Genomic DNA, 17,074 nt, shown 5'->3' on the forward strand with positions numbered 1-17,074 from the left:
CGATGAGCTTCCCCTTCGCACGCCCGAAGACCTCCGACGGCCCCCGCGCCACGTTCGGTCGCCTGCTGTCCTACCTGTTCGAGAACAAGCCCGCGATGGTCGTGATCATCGTGCTGAGTGTCCTCGGCGCGGGGGCTTCGCTCGCGCAGCCGCTCCTGGTCAACCAGGTCATCACCGCGGTGCAGCAGGGCAACACCCTCAGCACGCTCGTGTGGCTGCTGGTCGGGCTCGTCATCGTCGCGGGGGTGCTGAACGGCGTCCAGCACTTCCTGCTGCAGCGCGCGGGCGAGGGCGTCGTGCTCTCCACCCGCCGCAAGCTCATCGCCCGCATCCTCAACCTGCCGATCTCGGAGTTCGACACCCGCCGGACCGGTGACCTGGTGTCCCGCGTCGGCAGCGACACCACGCTCCTGCGGGCCGTCCTGACCCAGGGACTGATCGAGTCGATCGGCGGCGCGCTCACGTTCATCGGCGCCATCGTCGCGATGGCGATCATCGACCCGCTGCTGCTCGGCATCGTGATCGTGATCGTCCTGATCGCCATCGTCGTCGTCGGTGGACTGAGCCGTCGCATCCGGGTCGCCTCGAAGCGTGCGCAGGAGAAGGTCGGCGACCTCACCGCCGCCGTCGAACGCGGGATCGGCGCGGTCCGCACGATCCGTGCGGCCGGCGCCACCGAACGCGAGGTGCGCGAGGTCGACGGCCACGCGACCGAGGCCTACAAGCGCGGTCTCGACATCGCCAAGATGTCCGCCTTCGTCGTCCCCGTCGCGAGCATCGTCATGCAGGTCGCGTTCATCGCCGTCCTGGGCGTCGGCGGGGCGCAGGTCGCAGCCGGCACCATCACCATCGCGACGCTCATCACGTTCATCCTGCTGCTCTTCATGATGATCATGCCGCTCGGCCAGGCGATGGGAGCGGCCGTCGCCGTCGCCCAGGCGCTCGGCGCGCTCGGCCGGATCGAGGAGATCCTGCACCTGCCGACGGAGTCCCAGGACGACGAGTCGGTCCGGCCCGCCGCAGCGGTCGCCACCGACGACGCCATCGCGTTCGAGCACGTCTCGTTCCGGTACCGCGCCCAGGCGGATGCCTCGGGTGCCGACGGCGCGGTCGCGTCCGACCCCGCGGACCGTCCAGGAGGCCCGGATCGCGTCGACGACGAGCGCCCGGCCGACGACGTGGTGCTCCACGACGTGTCGTTCCGGGTGCCCCGCGGCTCACGCGTCGCACTCGTGGGTCCGTCCGGTGCCGGCAAGTCGACGACCCTGGCGCTGATCGAGCGGTTCTACGACCCCACCGACGGCGTCATCCGCCTGGGTGGCATCGACGTCCGCGGCATGGACCGCGACGAGCTCCGCGCCCAGATCGGCTACGTCGAGCAGGACGCGCCGGTGCTCGCCGGCACGATCCGCGCCAACCTGCTGCTCGGGTCGCCGAACGCCACCGAGGACGACTGCGTCCGGGTGCTCGAGGCGGTCAACCTCGGCGAGGTCCTGCACCGCGACCCCCGCGGTCTCGACGCGCAGGTCGGTGAGGACGGCGTGATGCTCTCCGGTGGCGAACGACAGCGCCTGGCCATCGCCCGCGCGCTGCTCGCCGCTCCCCCGATCCTGCTGCTCGACGAGTCGACGTCGTCACTCGACGGGGTCAACGAGCAGAAGATGCGGCTCGCGATCGACGCCGTCGCCGAGGACCGCACCCTGCTCGTGATCGCCCACCGGCTGTCGACGGTGGTCGACTCCGACGTGATCGTCGTGCTCGAGCACGGCCGCGTCGTCGGCAGCGGCACGCACTCCGAGCTCGTCGAGTCGACGCCGCTCTACCGCGACCTGGCGAAGCACCAGCTGCTGGTGTGAGTGCCGGTACGGCCGCGAGTACCGCGGCCGTACCGTCGATCCAGGCTCAGGCGGCGAAGGGGTCCGGCGTCAGCACGTAGACGGTCTCGAGGTACTCCTCGATGCCCTCGTGCGACCCCTCGCGGCCGAGGCCGGAGGACTTCACGCCGCCGAACGGGAACGCCGCGTTCGAGACGACGCCCGTGTTCAGCCCGAGCATGCCCGTCTCCAGGCGCTCGGCGAGCCGCTGACCGCGCCGGAAGTCGGTCGTGAAGGCGTAGGCGATGAGTCCGTACTCGGTGTCGTTCGCGAGCCGGATCCCCTCGTCCTCGGTGCTGAAGCGCGTGACCGAGGCGACCGGTCCGAAGATCTCCGTCGTCATGATCTCCGAGCCGGGTTGCACGTCATCGATCACGGTCGCCTCGTAGAAGGTGCCCGGGCGGTCGATCCGGTTGCCGCCGGTGACGAGCCGGGCACCGCGACCGAGGGCATCGTCGACGAGCGAGGCAGCTTTGTCCACGGCGCGGTCGTCGATGAGCGGTCCGAGCGTCGTGCCGTCCTCGGTGCCCCGGCCGACGCGCAGGGCGTCCACCTTCCCGGTGAGGGCCGCGACGAACGCATCGGCGATGCCGTCCTGCACGAAGAACCGGTTCGCGGCGGTGCAGGCCTCGCCCGTGTTGCGGAACTTCGCGAGCATCGCCGCGTCCACCGCCTCGTCGAGATCGGCGTCGTCGAACACGAGCAGCGGAGCGTTGCCGCCGAGCTCCATGCTCGTCTTGAGCACGTTGTCCGCCGCCTGCTTGAGGAGCGCCGAACCGACCGGGGTCGAACCGGTGAACGTCAGCTTCCGCAGGCGCGGATCGGCGATGATCGGCTCGGACAGTCCCTTGGCGTCACTCGACGGGATCACGTTGAGCACGCCGTCCGGCAGCCCGGCACGGCGGAACAGCTCGACCAGGAACAGGGTCGTCAGCGGGGTGAGGTCGGCCGGCTTCGCGACCACCGTGCAGCCGGCGGCCAGGGCCGGGCCGATCTTCCGCGTCGCCATGGCGAGCGGGAAGTTCCACGGGGTGATCGCGTACACGGGGCCGACCGGACGCTTCAGCACGATCGCGCGGCCGGTGCCCTCGGGGTTCGTGCGGTAGTCGCCGGTGATGCGGACCGCTTCCTCCGAGAACCACCGCAGGAACTCGCCGCCGTAGACGACCTCGCCGCGGGCCTCGGCCAGGGGCTTGCCCATCTCGAGCGACATCAGGGCCGCGAGGTCGTCGGCGTGCTCGTGCACCAGGTCGAAGGCCCGGCGCAGGATGTCCGAGCGCGTGCGCGGGGCCGTCGCTGCCCACGACTCCTGCGCCGCGGCGGCTGCGTCGAGGGCCGCGAGGCCGTCCTCGGGGGTGGCGTCGGCGACCTCGGCCAGGACGGCACCGGTCGACGGGTCGTGCACGGCAAAGGTGGACCCACTCGACGAGGCGCGCCAGGTGCCGCCGATGAAGAGTCCGGTGGGGACGTTCTCGACGCGGACGTGCTCGTCGGCGACGGTGGTGGTGGTGGTTTCGTTCGTGGTGGTGTCGGTCACAGTCGTGCTCCTCCTGGGTTCGCGAGGCCCTCGTCCATGTCGCTGCGGTCGACGTGTCCGCCGGCCGCCCGGATCTCGTCGAGCGCCCGGGCGCTGCGCTCGACGTCGACGCCGGCCACCAGGTCCTCGTACACGGCGACGTCGAGGCCCGCGGCACGGGCGTCGAGCGCCGAGGCACGGACGCAGTGGTCGGTGGCGATGCCGACGACGTCGATCGTGTGCACGCGGCGCTCGGCGAGCACCTCGGCCAGCGGGACGCCCGCCTCGGTCCGGGCCTGGAACGCCGAGTAGTCCGGCGTGCCCTGCCCCTTGCGGACGTCGACGTCGACCAGTGCGGTGTCGAGATCGGGGTGGTAATCGGCGCCGGGCGTGCCGGCGACGCAGTGCACCGGCCACGTGTCGACGAAGTCGGGTCCGTCGGGTCCGGCGAAGTGTCCGCCGTTGTCGTCGTCGCCGTGGTGCCAGTCGCGGGACGCCACGATCAGGTCGTACTCGTCCCCGTGCCGACCGAGGAACGCGGTGATGCGCTTCGCGAGCGCCGCTCCCCCGGTGACCGCGAGCGCACCGCCCTCGGTGAAGTCGTTCTGGACGTCCACGACGAGCAGTGCTCTTGCCATGGGTCCATCCAACACCCGTCGGCTCAGGAGCCGGTGAGCTTGCTCCCGCACGAGTAGGTCGCGGCGGTCACCGCGTCGAGTGCCGGCAGTGCCGCTGCACGCGGTGATCCGATGGCGTAGAAGGCGAAGGTCAGCCGCGACCCGTCGGCGGCGTCGATGTAGCCGCCGAGGGTGTTGGCGCTGTCGATCCAGCCCGTCTTCGCGTGCACCTTGCCGCGGGCGACCGCGTTCGCGCCGGTGAACCGGCTGGCCAGGGTGCCGGACTGGCCGGACACCGGCAGGGCGTTCGCGAGCGTGCCGAGGCCCTTCGCGCCGGAGGCGACCTGCACCATGAGGTGTGCGACGAACTCCGGCGACACGGCGTTCGAGGCGCTCTCGCCCGAGCCGTCCTTGATCACGATGCCGGCCGGGTCGAGGCCGTAGGAGCGCAGTGCCGACTGGTACACGGACGACAGCGACGCCGCCGAGCCGTTCGAGCCGGACTCCTTCGAGGACACCCGGGCCAGCATCTCGGCCAGGGTGTTGTCCGAGTTCGGGATCATCTGCCCGATGAGCGTCGACACCGGCTGCGACGACACCGTGGCGATCGTCTCGGTGCCGGTGGTCGCCCGCTTGACGATCTGCGCGGACCCGGCGCCGGCGACGCCAGCGTTCGCCAGTGCCGTCCGGAAGGCGATGCCGGCGCGTCCGACCGGGTCCTCGGACCGGGGCGAGGTCGCCGCTGCGGGGTTCGCCCGGTCACCGTCGACCATGAGCGCCGTGACCTTCGGCTGGTACCCGATGGTGCGCTCGGACACCGGCCACGTGGGGTCCCAGGCGTCGGCGTCGCTCCAGTACGAGTCGTCGGTGACGATCGTGGTGACCGGGGTGTCGCCGACCTTCGCCTTCACCTGCTGCGCGAGCTGCGCGAGGGTCGGGGCGCCCGGGTACACGGTGCCACCGCCGGCGGACAGCGTCGCATCGCCGTGGCCGACCAGGGCGACGGTGTTCGCGGACTCCCGTGCGACGGTCGTCGGGATGCGGTGGTCGCCCCCGAGCACCGAGAGCGCGGTCGCCGAGGTCAGGGTCTTCATCACGCTGCCGGTCTGGGCGGCCCGCTCGCCGTGCTTCGAGAACAGGACCTTGCCCGTCTTCGCGTCCATCACGTACCCCTCGAAGTCGCCGAGGCCGCTCGCGGACGCAGCCGTCGCGATCGAGCAGGTCCGGAGCGCGGACGGACCGGCGAGGTCGTCCGGCACCGCGCGGGCATCGGGGGTCGGGGTGGGGGACGGCTTCGTGGTCGGGCGCTTCGTGGTGGTCGTCCGGTCCGGAGCCGAGGACGCGGTCCGGGTCGGACTCGGCGCCGCAGCGGTCCGGGAGTCCGGGGTCGTGGCCGCCGCGACGGCGACGGCCCCACCGGAACCGACCACGAGCAGCGCCGCGAGGCCACCGGCGATCCAGGGGACCGGGCGTCGCGCGGCGGAGGCGCGCACCGCGGTGACGGCGGCGCGGAACCGCTCCGGGACGGAACGCGGGGTGGGCTGCTGCTCGGACATCGCGACCGATCCTACGGAACTGCGGCAGGAGCCTCCAGGCCGGATCCGGGATCCGTGGCGGACGGGAGCCGGATCAGGGAGCCGTGACGGGACCGTCGGCCGGGTACCGGACCCCGACCTGGCGTCGTGCCTCGTCCAGCACCGCCATGATCGCGACGGTCTCGTCTGGGTCCATCGGGCCGCCGTCGTGGCGGCCCGACGTGATCATCGTCTCGAAGGCGCGGGCCTCGTGCGCGTACCCGGCGAGCTCCTCGCGGCCGTCGAACTCCTCGGCCACGGCACCGTCGCGGTCACGGATCCGCCAGGTGGTCGGCGTGTACCAGGTGGAGTCGAGGTCGATGCGGCCGGTCTCACCGATGATCGACGCCGTGTTCGGGCTCCGCAGGTCCATCCCGAAGTGGATCATCGACTGCGCACCGCCCTCGTGCGTCATGACCAGACCCATCTGCTCGTCGACGCCCTGCTCGCTCAGCGTCCCGGCTGCGACCAGCGCGGTCGGCACCCCGAGCACGTCCACCGCGAAGGACACCGGGTAGATCCCGAGGTCGAGCATCGCGCCCCCGCCGAGTGCCGGGTCGCGCAACCGGTGGCCGGGGTCCGTCGGGAGGGCCTGGTGGTGGGTCGCCTCGACCACCAGCGGGCGGCCGATTCGTCCCTCGGCGACGATCTCGCGGATCATCGCCATCTGCGGCAGGAAGCGGGTCCACATCGCCTCCATCACCGCGACGCCCGCCTGCCGAGCCGCGTCGACGACCGTCCGGGCCTCGTCCGCGGTCATCGTGAAGGCCTTCTCGACCAGGACGTGCTTGCCCGCCCGGATCGCGAGCAGGGCGTCCTCGGCGTGCCGGACGTGCGGGGTCGCGACGTAGACCGCGTCGACGTCGTCGTCCGCCACGAGGTCCTCGTAGGAACCGTGGGCCCGTTCGATGCCGAACTCGGCGGCGAAGGCCTCGGCGTGTTCACGGGTGCGGCTGCCCACGGCCGTGAACACGATGCCGGCCGCGGTGCAGTCACCCACGAAGGACCGTGCGATGCCGCCTGTGCCGATGACTCCCCAGCGAACCGTCATGGGTCCTGTCTACCAGCGCGGGGTGTGGCGCGGCCCGCGGCGGTCGTCAGCGGGGTCCGCGTCAGGCGGTCAGCGGCGGTGCCCGCCTCGGGTCGTCAGCGGCGGTGCTTGCCGAGCGCGGCGTCCGGGGCGGCCATCGGGTGGTTCCGGAACCAGCGCAGGAGCTCACGGGCACGGCTCGTGTCGGCGCTCGCATCGCCCTCGGCGAGGAACGAGTCGAAGCCGTCGGGCAGGTCGGCGTCCGGTTCGCGGTGGAACGCCATCTTCCACTCGCCGAAACGCCGGGTGTGGATGCGCTCCTCGACGAGCAGGCCGACGTCGGTGTGCCGCGGGTCGTCGATGATGCGCTGGTACGTCTCGAGCACGGCTGACTCCGGGCCCTCGAGCAGCTGCATGAACCGGCCGTCCTTGTAGACGAGCAGACCGGACAGGCCGGACGCGGTGTTGCGGACCCGTGCGTGCTCGAGCAGTGCGTCGAGCCGCTCCTGGTCGAACACCTCGTTCGCTGCGCTCATGTAGACCAGGGACAGCAGCATGACGACCTCTCTTTGACGACGGAACGGGTTCGTGTCCCATCGTTGTCCGAGTGGCCCGGCAAGGGAATCCCCAGAACGGGGATCGTTCCCGCCCGCGCACCCGCGTCGAGGTTCGGGTCATCGACGCGAGCACACGGGTGTCGGGTCGTACGACCGGACTGATTCGGAGCCCCCGTCCGGGGGGTTTGGTCACTCCGCGTCGTAGGTGCGCACCCAGTCGATCTGCACGTGCCCCGGGTCGCCCCAGTTGCCGATCTGGAACATGTAGCGGTGCGGCGTGGTGGGCACGTTGCGCGGCACCGTGAACACCAGCTTGCCGTCGAGGTAGTACCGGATGATCTTCCCCGGCACCCACTCGGTCGTGTAGGTGTGCCAGTCGTTCCAGGACACCCGGGTGTTGTAGTGCTCGGTCCGCTTCTCGAGCCCCTGGAGCATCGAGTGGTGGAAGACGCGCGGTGAGCCGTTGAACTGCCCCTCCGGGTAGTTCAGCTCGCCGTCCGCCCAGGCGTTCGACGTCGGCCAGAGCATGACCGCGATCCCGTTGCCGTCGCCACCGGTCGCCCGCGCACGGATGCTGAAGGTGCCGCCGACGTGTGACCAGGCGCCGGTGGGCGTGCCGAACGTTCCGGCAGCGCCGTGCTCCCCGTCCATCGCGACGTCCAGGTAGCCGTCGTGGGCGCTGATGAGCTTGTCCGAGTAGTACTTGCCGCCCGTACCGTCGGGGTACGGCTGCCACGAGTTCCGGTACGTCTCGGCGAACGGGCCGCCCGCTGCTGCGGGGGTGTCGAAGTCCTCGGAGAAGGTCGGCTCGCGGTCCGCGAGGTACGCGGGGCCGGTCGCGGACGCCGTCGGGGTCGCGGACGGACCGGTGCTCGGCGACGAGGTCGAGGCGGACGTGGCACGGGACTCGGGCACGGCTGCCGCGGTGACGGCGAGGGCTCCGGCGGTGGCAGCGACCACGACGATGACCAGGACACGCTTCAGCACGGCGGCACCGCCGGTGGAGCGCTGGGCTGGTGGTCGGTCATCGTGTCCCCCGTTTCGCGGACAAGGGTAGCCCGCGAACGCGCCCGACGTCTGTCCCTCGGGCGAGGGACACCGGTTTCGTCCGGAATACGAAAACCCCGGTCAGAGCCACTTCGAGTGGGCCTGACCGGGGTGTTCACGGAGCCGCCTGTCGGAATCGAACCGACGACCTATTCATTACGAGTGAATCGCTCTACCGACTGAGCTAAGGCGGCGCACACTCCATGTCCGGAGTGGCACGAGCAATGACTATACAGGTTCAGACGAGTGAACGCGAAACCAGCACGCCGAGCTCGGAGAAGGACCGTTCGAGCTCGTCGACCAGGTGTGTTCCGGCCTCGGAACCCGACCACTCCCACCACGCGTGGCGCAGGGCGGCGAGGGCGACGATGGCCGCGAGACCCGCGCGGCGGCGGAGTGCCTCGGCGTCGGCGGCGAGCTCCGGGTCGGCGTGTTCGAGCCGGCGCGCGACGGCCGCCTGCAGCTCCGCCTGGAACTCCTTCATGGACGCCATGCGACGGCTGAACAGCTCCGGGTTCGCGCGGAGGACCTGCTGCCGCTCCTCGATGAGCCCGCGCTCCTCGATCAGTTCGCGCGTGGAGTGCACGAGCAGCGTGCCGATGTCGGCGAGCAGGTCACCGCTCGGACCACCGTCGACGAACGCCTGCAACGCCGCGTCGTCGGGCAGCTGCGGGTCGTCCCCGAGGATCGCCTGCTCCTTGCTCGGGAAGTAGTTGAAGAACGTCCGGGGCGAGACGTCGGCCCGCCGGGAGATCTCGTCCACCGTCACCGCGCCGAGGCCGTCCTCGATGGCGATCCGGAGCGCAGCCTGCTGGATGGCGCGCCGAGTGGCGCGGCGCTTCCGTTCGCGCAGGCCGGGTTCAGCGTCGGGCATGCCGTGATTGTCGCACGCCGTGCCTCAGCGGCGGGCGCGGGCGATGGTGACGAGCAGTGCTTCGAGCGCCAGGAGTGCCGCCACGTTCGCCGCGATGCGCTGGCGCGCCAGGGCCACGGCGTCGAGGACCTCGAGCGCGGCAGCGGGCGGTGTCGTCGGCAGCGCGTGTTCGAGCTGGTCCTGCATGGCCAGGTTGACCGGTTCCGCCGGGGCTCCGAGCCCCAGCAGGAGCAGGTCGCGGTACAAGGACGAGACGTCGACCAGGATCCGGTCGAGGCCGTCGCGCAGGCTCCGGGTCGCCCGGCGCTTCTGGTCGTCCTCGAGGGCGCGGAGCTGCGACCGGAGCGCCGGCGGGATCGTCCCGCCGGGTTCGACCCCGAGCGAGCGCAGGGCCGCGTCGCGCTCTTCGGAATCGCGCTGCTCGGTGATGGACTTGGCGTCCTCGTCGGCGACGGCGAGGAGTTCAGCGGCCGCCATGACGGCGTCACCCACGCTCCGCACACCGAGCACGGTCGTCAGGGTCCGGCGGCGACGGTCTCGTGCCGGCTCGCTCGTGGCGAGGCGCTGCGCCATGCCGATGTGGCTCTGCGCCTGACGAGCAGCATCCATCGCGAGGGCACGGTCGACACCGGTGCGGGCGACGAGCAGGTCGGCGACGGACTCGATGCCGGGCACGCGCAGGCGGACCGAGCGGACGCGCGACCGGATCGTCGGCAGCAGGTCGGCCTCACTCGGAGCACAGAGGATCCACACCGTGCGCTCCGGGGGTTCCTCGAGCGCCTTGAGCAGCAGGTTCGAGGTGCGCTCGGTCATGCGGTCGGCGTCTTCGATGATGACGACCCGGTAGCGGCCGACCGACGGCGAGTAGTACGAGGAGGTGACGAGCTGCCGGATCTCGTCGATCGTGATGATCACGCGTTGGGTCGTGAGCACCGAGACGTCGGGGTGGGTCTTCGCGGTGATCTGCCGCAGGGTGTGGTCGTCGTCGGGGCCGTTGCCCACGAGCGCCGCGGCGAAGGCGGTCGCCACGTTCGACCGACCCGATCCGGGCGGGCCGGTGATGAGCCACGAGTGCGTCATTCCGCCGGTGCCGTCGGTGGACTCGGCCGCGTTGCGCAGCGACGCGACCGCTTCTTCCTGCCCGGTCAGGCCGTCCCACACGCTCACGGGACCATCCTGTCAGTGACCACCGTCATGCCGGGTCGATCCCGACGAGCGGGGCGACCGCTCGACGGACCGCGTCCTGCACGGCGTCGGTCGGGGCTGAGGCGTCGACCACCAGGAAGCGCGCCGGCTCGGCCTCGGCCATCGCCAGGAAGGCCTGACGGACGGACTCGTGGAACGCCGCAGCCTCGGACTCGAGACGGTCGAAGGTGTCGCCCCGCGCCGCGGCCACCCGGGCGCGTCCGACGGTGACGTCGAGGTCGAGCAGGATCGTGAGGTCCGGTGCCAGGCCGTCCGCCGCCCACTCTGAGACAGACCGGACCTGCTCGGCGCCGAGCCCGCGCGCGACGCCCTGGTAGGCGACGGACGAGTCGATGTAGCGGTCCTGCAGGACGACCTCGCCGCGTGCGATCGCCGGACGGACGACCGTCTCGACGTGCTGGGCTCGGTCGGCCGCGTACAGCAGCGCCTCGGCCCGGGGCGCGACGTGGCCCCGCTCGTGCAGGACCATCTGCCGGATCTGGACGCCGAGGTCGGTGCCGCCGGGCTCGCGGGTGCGGACCACGGTCCGACCGTGCGCACCGAGCCACGCCGAGAGCAGCTCCGCCTGGGTCGTCTTGCCCGCGCCGTCGCCGCCCTCGAGCGTGATGAAGCGACCGGTCACTTCTTCTTGGCCGCCGTCCGACGAGCCGGGGTCTTCTTCTTGACCGGCCCCTTGGCACGCTTGTCGGCGATGAGCTGGACCGCGCGGGCGTGGTCGACGGCCTCGACGTCCTCGCCCTTCGGGATGGTCGCGTTCGTCTCGCCGTCGGTGACGTACGGGCCGAACCGGCCGTCCTTCATCTTGATCGGCTTGCCGGACACCGGGTCGGCGTCGAACTCCTTGAGCGCGGCGCTCGCGGTGCGGTTGCCGCCGTACTTCGGCTGCGCGAACAGCTCGAGTGCGCCGGGCAGGTCGATGTCGAAGATCGCGTCCTCGCCGGGCAGGGTCCGGGTGTCGGTCCCCTTCTTCAGGTACGGCCCGTACCGGCCGTTCTGCGCCGTGATGTCGTTGCCCGTCTCCGGGTCCTGGCCGACGACGCGGGGAAGGTCGAGGAGCTTCAGCGCGGTCTCGAGGTCGACGGTCTGCGGGTCCATCGACTTGAAGAGCGAAGCGGTGCGTTCCTTCGGCGCCGCGGCCTTCTTCGTCGTCTTCTTCGCAGGCGCCTTCTTGGCGGGGGCCTTCTTCGCGGTCGCCGACGCCGTCTCGCTCGTCGCGGTCGCAGCAGCCGCGTCGGCCACGGGGGCCTCTGCCGCTGCGGGCGCTTCTACGACCTCGCCGGTCTTCGGGTCCACGGTGGGTTCGGGCTCCGGGGTGCGCTCCGTGACGTAGGGGCCGAAGCGGCCGTCCTTCGCCAGGACCTCCTTGCCGGTCTCCGGGTTGATCCCGACGACGCGGTCGCCGATCACCGGGGCGTCGACGAGTTCCTTCGCCTTCTCGACGGTCAGTTCGTCGGGAGCGAGGTCCTCGGGCACGTTCACGCGCCGCGGCTTCTCGGGGTCGTCGCTCGGCACCTCGATGTAGGGGCCGTACCGACCGATCCGGAGTGTGAGGCCCGGAGCGAGCTCGACCGAGTTGATCTCGCGGGCGTCGATCTCACCGAGGTTGTCGATGACCGTCCGGAGGCCCCGCTGGTCGTCCTCGCCGCCACCGAAGTAGAAGCCCTTGAGCCAGTCCACCCGGTCGGCGTCGCCGCGGGCGATGCGGTCGAGGTCTTCTTCCATCTCGGCGGTGAAGTCGTACTCCACGAGCTCGCCGAAGTACTCCTCGAGCAGGCGCACGACGCTGAACGCGATCCAGTTCGGCACCAGCTGCGTGCCGCGGAGCGAGACGTAGCCGCGGTCGATGATCGTCGGGCTGATCGTGGGGTAGGTCGACGGACGCCCGATCCCCAGCTCTTCCAGCGTCTTGATGAGGCTCGCCTCGGTGAAGCGCGGCGGCGGGGTGGTGTCGTGCCCCTTCGCCTCGACGTCGGTGACCGCGAGGTGTTCGCCCTGGGCCACGTTCGGCAGGGCGACGTCCTGGCCCGCACGCTCGGACGACTCGTGGCGGTCCTCGTCACGGCCTTCTTCGTAGGCGCTGAGGAAGCCGCGGAACGTGATGACGGTGCCGGATGCGGTGAACTCGGCATCCGTGCCGTTCGCGGTCGAGGCGATGCCCTCGACCGACTCGGTGGAGGAGATGCCGAGCACGATCGACGCGGTCGAACCCTTCGCGTCCGCCATCTGTGACGCGATGGTGCGCTTCCAGATGAGGTCGTAGAGGCGCCACTCGACACCGGTCAGGGTGCCCTGCAGGTCCTGCGGGGTGCGGAAGGAGTCGCCGGCGGGACGGATCGCCTCGTGCGCCTCTTGCGCGTTCTTGCTCTTGCTCGCGTACAGGCGGGGCTTGTCGGGCACGGTGGCCGAGCCGTACAGGTCCGCTGCCTGCTTGCGGGCCGCGTCGATGGCCTGCTTCGAGAGCGAGACCGAGTCGGTACGGATGTAGGTGATGTAGCCGTTCTCGTACAGGGTCTGCGCAGCGCGAGCCGTCTGTCGCGGGGACAGACGGAGCTTGCGCGCGGCTTCCTGCTGGAGCGTCGACGTGGTGAACGGCGCGGCCGGGCGTCGCGTGTACGGCTTCGAGTCGACGCTGCGGACGGTGGCGTCACCGGCGCGCTCGAGGACCGTCGTCAGCGACGCGGCAGCGGCCTCGTCGAGCCGGACGACGTCACCGCTGAGCGTGCCGCGGTCGTCGAAGTCACGGCCGGAGGCGACGCGGGTGCCGTGGATCCGGGCGAGTCGCGCCGAGAAGGAGGACTCGCCGGCCTTCTCGAACCGGGCGGAGAGGTCCCAGTAGTTGGCGGACACGAAGGCCAGGCGCTCGCGCTCGCGGTCGACGACGAGACGGGTGGCGGCGGACTGCACACGGCCGGCGGACAGACCGGGGGCGACCTTGCGCCACAGGACCGGGGAGACCTCGTACCCGTACAGACGGTCGAGGATGCGGCGGGTCTCCTGCGCGTCGACGAGGGCGGTGTCGAGCTCACGGGTGGCTTCCTGCGCGCGCTGGATCGCCTCCTTCGTGATCTCGTGGAAGACCATCCGCTTGACGGGGACCTTCGGCTTCAGGACCTGCAGCAGGTGCCACGCGATCGCTTCACCCTCGCGGTCTTCATCTGTTGCGAGGTAGAGCTCGTCGGCGTCCTTGAGGGCGCGTTTCAGCTCGGAGACGGTCTTCTTCTTGGCGTCGGACACGACGTAGTACGGCTCGAAGCCGTTGTCGACGTCCACCGAGAACTTGCCGAGGGAGCCCTTCTTGAGCTCGGGCGGCAGGTTCTTCGGCTCGACGAGGTCGCGGATGTGTCCGACCGAGGCCTGGACTTCGTATCCGTCACCGAGGTATTGCGCGATCGTCTTCGCCTTCGCAGGGCTCTCGACGATCACGAGCTTCTTCGTGCCTGGCACGTGTCTCCTTGATCGATGGTGCTGATCGGCCCTGGCCACGAGCGTGTCCGGGTCGACCGGGACATCGGTGACCGCGGGCCGACAGGCACACCATACACATAGTGTTCGGGCGGGTCGCCTGCCGGACCGGCCACCGCGAGTGCGCCGACGACGAACGGTCCGGTGCCCACGACCACGCGGACGCGGGCCGTGGTGGCGACGAGTTCGCAGGCGTCGAGGGCGGCCCCGTTCGCCGTGGCGATCCGGGTCGCGACCGCACACGGCTCCCCCGGTACCAGCCCGGTGGCGGCCGCCGCGGTGCCCACGGCGGCGGCGTCGGCGGCGCCCTGGGCGCGGAGGGCCTGCGTGCGGTGGCCGGCGGCGGCGAGCGCCGTCGACCCGACGAGGACCCCCACGCCGAGGACCGCCACGAGCAGCACGGTCGCCGAGCCGCGTTGGCCGTCGGGGATCGTCACGTCAGCCCCCTCGGGCCGCGGCACACCCCGTCGCGGTCAGTGGGAGCGCCGCGAAGGGACCGGTCCCGCCGCGCGTGGCGTCGACGCAGACCAGGTCACCGTCCGACCGGACGACGACCGAGACCCCCGGAGCGATCCGGTCGGCCGCGGACCGGCCCTGGTGCTCGTCGTCACGCCCGATCGCCCGGGCGGCGGTGGCTGCGGCGAGTTGCAGACGGCCCTGCGCGTCGACGACGAGGACGGCTGCGACGAGGGCGGTCAACACGATCGCCACCACGGGGAGCGCCACCGCGAACTCGACGGTCACCGAGCCGCGCTCACAGCGAGAGCGCGCCACGGACGAGGTCGGTGAGGATGGTCTGGACCTCGCCGGAGCGCATGACCGCGACGAGCACACCCGCGAAGGCCACGGCGGCGAGGATGACGACCGCGTACTCGGCGGTGGCCGATCCCTGGTCGTCCCGCAGCTGGGACGACCACCGGGCGACGAGGGGACGCGGGCGACGGTGGTGGCGGATGGCCCGACGGGTGCGGCGGTCGGGGGATGGCGTGGTGCTCATGGAGTCCGTCCTTTCTGTTCGGTGGGACCAGCGTGTCCTGGCTGGGGTGTCGACGAGGAGGCCTCGGCGCCATCTGTGGACAGGTCACGCGGCCCCGCCCACCGTGGAGGAGAGGACCCCGACCACCACGGGCACCACCCCCACGAGCACGAACGCCGGCAGGATGCAGACTCCGAGTGGCAGCACCAGTCGGACGGCCAGTCGTTCCGCCGCCACGAGCCCGTCGGCAGCGGCCTCGTCACGCACGTCCTCGGCGGCGCGGCGGAGCAACCCCGCGGCGGGCACCCCCGCACGCCGGGCGAGGTCGAGGACCTCCTGCAGCCGGTGCACGTCCCCGGCGGGCGGGGTGGCTCCCGCGCACGCCTCGGCGACTGCCTGCCCGGCGGTGGTCCACGACCCGCCTCCGGCGACCGCCACGGCCCAGGCGTCGAGGAGCACCCCGGGGACTCGGCCGTCGGGGGTCGCGGAACGGACCAGCCGGGCGGTCCACCGTCGCCCTGCCAGGACGAGGGCGGCCGCGGTGCACGAGCACGCCCAACCGGCCGGTGAACCGACCAGGACCTCGACGGCACCGGCACCCCAGGCCGCACCGAGCCCCAACCCGAAGAGCGGCAGCGCGAGCACGACCCGGGCGCTCGTCCGCGGGCCCGCCAGGGCGACCCGGATCGCCCGGTCCGATGCTGCGGCGCGTCGGAGCGCGCCGGCGAGCCCGCGGAGGGTCTCCGCGACGGGAGCTCCCGTCCGGTCCGCCACGCGGAGGACGACGAGGATGTCCTGCTGGGAGGGTCCTCCGACCCCGGGCAGCCCGCCGACGAGCCGCCAGGCCCGCGGCGGCGGGACGCCTGCCGCGACCAGCGTCGCCACCCGGTCGAGCACCCCGGCCACCCGCGCCGGGCCGTCGGGTGTGGGTCGTCTCACCGCAGCCCGTCCGCCGGGCGCACCTCGAGCCTCCCGTCCGGGCCGACGCGCAAGGTGCCCACGCCACCGAGCCGCCGCTGGCCTGCGCGTCGCTCCACGTGCAGGACCAGGTCGAACGCGCTGACGGCCTGCCGGGCGAGCGCCTCGGCACCGAGGCCGGCGAGTGCCCCGAGTGCTTCGAGGCGCGCGGCCACGTCGGCGATGCCGTTGGCGTGCACGGTGCCGGCTCCCCCGTCGTGCCCGGTGTTCAGGGCGGAGAGGAGTTCACGGACCTCGGCGCCGCGGCACTCCCCCACGACGATCCGGTCGGGGCGCATCCGCAGCGCCTCGCGCACGAGCCGGTCGAGTCCGAGTGCGCCGACCCCCTCGGCGTTCGCCTGCCGCGCCTCGAGCGCGACGACGTGCGGATGGGCGATCCGGAGCTCCGCGACGTCCTCCACCGTCACGATCCGCTCGTCGACGGGGACGTTCCCGAGCATCGCCGCGAGCAGCGTGGTCTTGCCGCTGCCGGTCGCGCCGGTGACCAGGACGTTCCGGCGCGCCGCGACGGCGTCCTCGACGACCGACCGCGGGACGAACGCGAAGGTCCCGCCGCGCTCGAGGGTGGCGAGGGAGGGGCGCTGGACCTGTGGCAGTCGGATGGACACGGCGGTGCCACCGACGGACACCGGGGCGAGGACGACGTGGACCCGGACACCGTCCCCGTGCCGGACGTCCGCGCACGGGGTGGTCTCGTCGACGTGGCGACCGCCGAGCGCGACGAGCCGCGTCGCGAGTTCGCGGGCACGCGCCTCGGTCAGTCGCGGCTGCACGGCTTCGAGGCCGGTGCCGCGGTCGACCCACGTCCCCACGCCGCCGAGCACCAGGACGTCCGTCACGGTGGCATCGGCCACCAGGGCGGCGAGTTCCTCGAACTCGACGACCACGGACGCCCGGCGACGAGCCGGCGGCGCTGCCCCGGGCAGGAACGGCGCCGACGGAACATGCGCCCGCGCCGGTGCCGGTGCCGGTGCCGGTGCCGGTGCCGAGAACGCAGGCGATGTCGACGCGGAAGGCGCCGACGCGCGGGGAAGCAGTGGAGCACGGTGCAGGGGCATGCCGCCGACGGTAGGGAGCCCGTCGGCCTTCAGCCGAGACGGTCCCCACTTCTGTGGACAACGTCGGAGTGCCCCACCAACGGACCGGTTTGTCCCCCGAAACGGAAAGCCGTACCCCGGTCGATGATGCGACACCGACGCGCTCAGGGCTACCCACCACCCCCGCTTCGCCCGGCCGGACTGTGCGTAGCACCTGCTACGCAAGAACATGCAGAATGCATGCACGAGCATGGACCGGTCTGTCCACGCGACCGGCGTGCCTGCGCGGATCGGGGCACACGGCGGAGCCCGACGAGCCACCATCG

General features: G+C 71.9%; 16 protein-coding genes and 1 tRNA gene. 1 reads left to right on the top strand and 16 read right to left on the bottom strand.

The annotated features are described in order from the left end of the window. Positions 1-2: 2 nt before the first annotated feature. Positions 3-1,856 (top strand): ABC transporter ATP-binding protein, encoded by a 1,854-nt coding sequence (locus DEJ06_RS00405; RefSeq protein WP_111038048.1) that lies wholly within the window; start codon positions 3-5, stop codon positions 1,854-1,856. Between the two features lie 46 nt (positions 1,857-1,902). Here DEJ06_RS00405 and DEJ06_RS00410 read toward each other — a convergent pair whose 3' ends face one another. The 16 genes from DEJ06_RS00410 to DEJ06_RS00485 all read right to left on the bottom strand — a co-directional run bounded on the left by DEJ06_RS00410 (position 1,903) and on the right by DEJ06_RS00485 (position 16,598). Beyond that, positions 1,903-3,411: an NAD-dependent succinate-semialdehyde dehydrogenase gene (locus DEJ06_RS00410; RefSeq protein WP_111038049.1), complete on the bottom strand. Its 1,509-nt coding sequence runs from the start codon at positions 3,409-3,411 to the stop codon at positions 1,903-1,905. Continuing rightward, positions 3,408-4,028 carry an isochorismatase family protein gene (locus DEJ06_RS00415; RefSeq protein WP_181436753.1) on the bottom strand — a complete coding sequence of 207 codons (621 nt, stop codon included), beginning with the start codon at positions 4,026-4,028 and terminating at the stop codon, positions 3,408-3,410. The genes DEJ06_RS00410 and DEJ06_RS00415 overlap by 4 nt, the downstream gene beginning before the upstream one ends. 23 nt (positions 4,029-4,051) lie before the next feature. Continuing rightward, entirely contained in the window at positions 4,052-5,563 is a 1,512-nt protein-coding gene (dacB, locus tag DEJ06_RS00420) for a D-alanyl-D-alanine carboxypeptidase/D-alanyl-D-alanine-endopeptidase (protein WP_111038051.1), read from the bottom strand. A gap of 73 nt (positions 5,564-5,636) precedes the next feature. Continuing rightward, positions 5,637-6,632, bottom strand: coding sequence for a Gfo/Idh/MocA family protein (locus tag DEJ06_RS00425; RefSeq protein ID WP_111038052.1), 996 nt, complete (start codon positions 6,630-6,632; stop codon positions 5,637-5,639). Positions 6,633-6,727: 95 nt separating this feature from the next. Beyond that, a complete protein-coding gene (locus DEJ06_RS00430; protein WP_111038053.1) occupies positions 6,728-7,168 on the bottom strand; it encodes a BLUF domain-containing protein in 441 nt (146 codons plus the stop codon). A 189-nt stretch (positions 7,169-7,357) separates the two neighbouring features. Next, a complete protein-coding gene (locus DEJ06_RS00435) occupies positions 7,358-8,155 on the bottom strand; it encodes a glycoside hydrolase family 16 protein (protein ID WP_111038054.1) in 798 nt (265 codons plus the stop codon). A gap of 181 nt (positions 8,156-8,336) precedes the next feature. Continuing rightward, a tRNA-Thr gene (locus tag DEJ06_RS00440) sits at positions 8,337-8,409 on the bottom strand. Positions 8,410-8,453: 44 nt separating this feature from the next. After that, positions 8,454-9,089: a TetR/AcrR family transcriptional regulator gene (locus DEJ06_RS00445; RefSeq protein ID WP_111038055.1), complete on the bottom strand. Its 636-nt coding sequence runs from the start codon at positions 9,087-9,089 to the stop codon at positions 8,454-8,456. Positions 9,090-9,113: 24 nt separating this feature from the next. Further along, positions 9,114-10,256 (bottom strand): DNA polymerase III subunit delta', encoded by a 1,143-nt coding sequence (locus tag DEJ06_RS00450; RefSeq protein WP_071404998.1) that lies wholly within the window; start codon positions 10,254-10,256, stop codon positions 9,114-9,116. A 25-nt stretch (positions 10,257-10,281) separates the two neighbouring features. Then, the gene (gene tmk, locus DEJ06_RS00455) at positions 10,282-10,917 is read right to left on the bottom strand and encodes a dTMP kinase (RefSeq protein WP_111038056.1); all 636 of its coding nucleotides are present in this window, start codon (positions 10,915-10,917) and stop codon (positions 10,282-10,284) included. After that, entirely contained in the window at positions 10,914-13,739 is a 2,826-nt protein-coding gene (topA, locus tag DEJ06_RS00460; protein ID WP_111038057.1) for a type I DNA topoisomerase, read from the bottom strand. Before topA ends, tmk begins: the two co-directional genes overlap by 4 nt. Next, complete coding sequence (locus DEJ06_RS00465; protein ID WP_110863361.1) at positions 13,715-14,194, bottom strand: hypothetical protein; 480 nt, start codon at positions 14,192-14,194, stop codon at positions 13,715-13,717. Before DEJ06_RS00465 ends, topA begins: the two co-directional genes overlap by 25 nt. Position 14,195: 1 nt before the next feature. After that, positions 14,196-14,501, bottom strand: a complete 306-nt coding sequence (locus DEJ06_RS00470; protein ID WP_181431568.1) for a TadE family type IV pilus minor pilin — start codon at positions 14,499-14,501, stop codon at positions 14,196-14,198. A gap of 10 nt (positions 14,502-14,511) precedes the next feature. Continuing rightward, positions 14,512-14,754: a DUF4244 domain-containing protein gene (locus DEJ06_RS00475; protein ID WP_111038058.1), complete on the bottom strand. Its 243-nt coding sequence runs from the start codon at positions 14,752-14,754 to the stop codon at positions 14,512-14,514. A gap of 84 nt (positions 14,755-14,838) precedes the next feature. Next, a complete protein-coding gene (locus DEJ06_RS00480; RefSeq protein ID WP_111038059.1) occupies positions 14,839-15,672 on the bottom strand; it encodes a type II secretion system F family protein in 834 nt (277 codons plus the stop codon). Further along, positions 15,669-16,598 carry a CpaF family protein gene (locus DEJ06_RS00485; protein WP_111038060.1) on the bottom strand — a complete coding sequence of 310 codons (930 nt, stop codon included), beginning with the start codon at positions 16,596-16,598 and terminating at the stop codon, positions 15,669-15,671. The genes DEJ06_RS00480 and DEJ06_RS00485 overlap by 4 nt, the downstream gene beginning before the upstream one ends. Between the last annotated feature and the right edge of the window lie 476 nt (positions 16,599-17,074).

The organism is Curtobacterium sp. MCLR17_051 (genome assembly GCF_003234395.1).
Lineage (GTDB): Bacteria > Actinomycetota > Actinomycetes > Actinomycetales > Microbacteriaceae > Curtobacterium > Curtobacterium flaccumfaciens.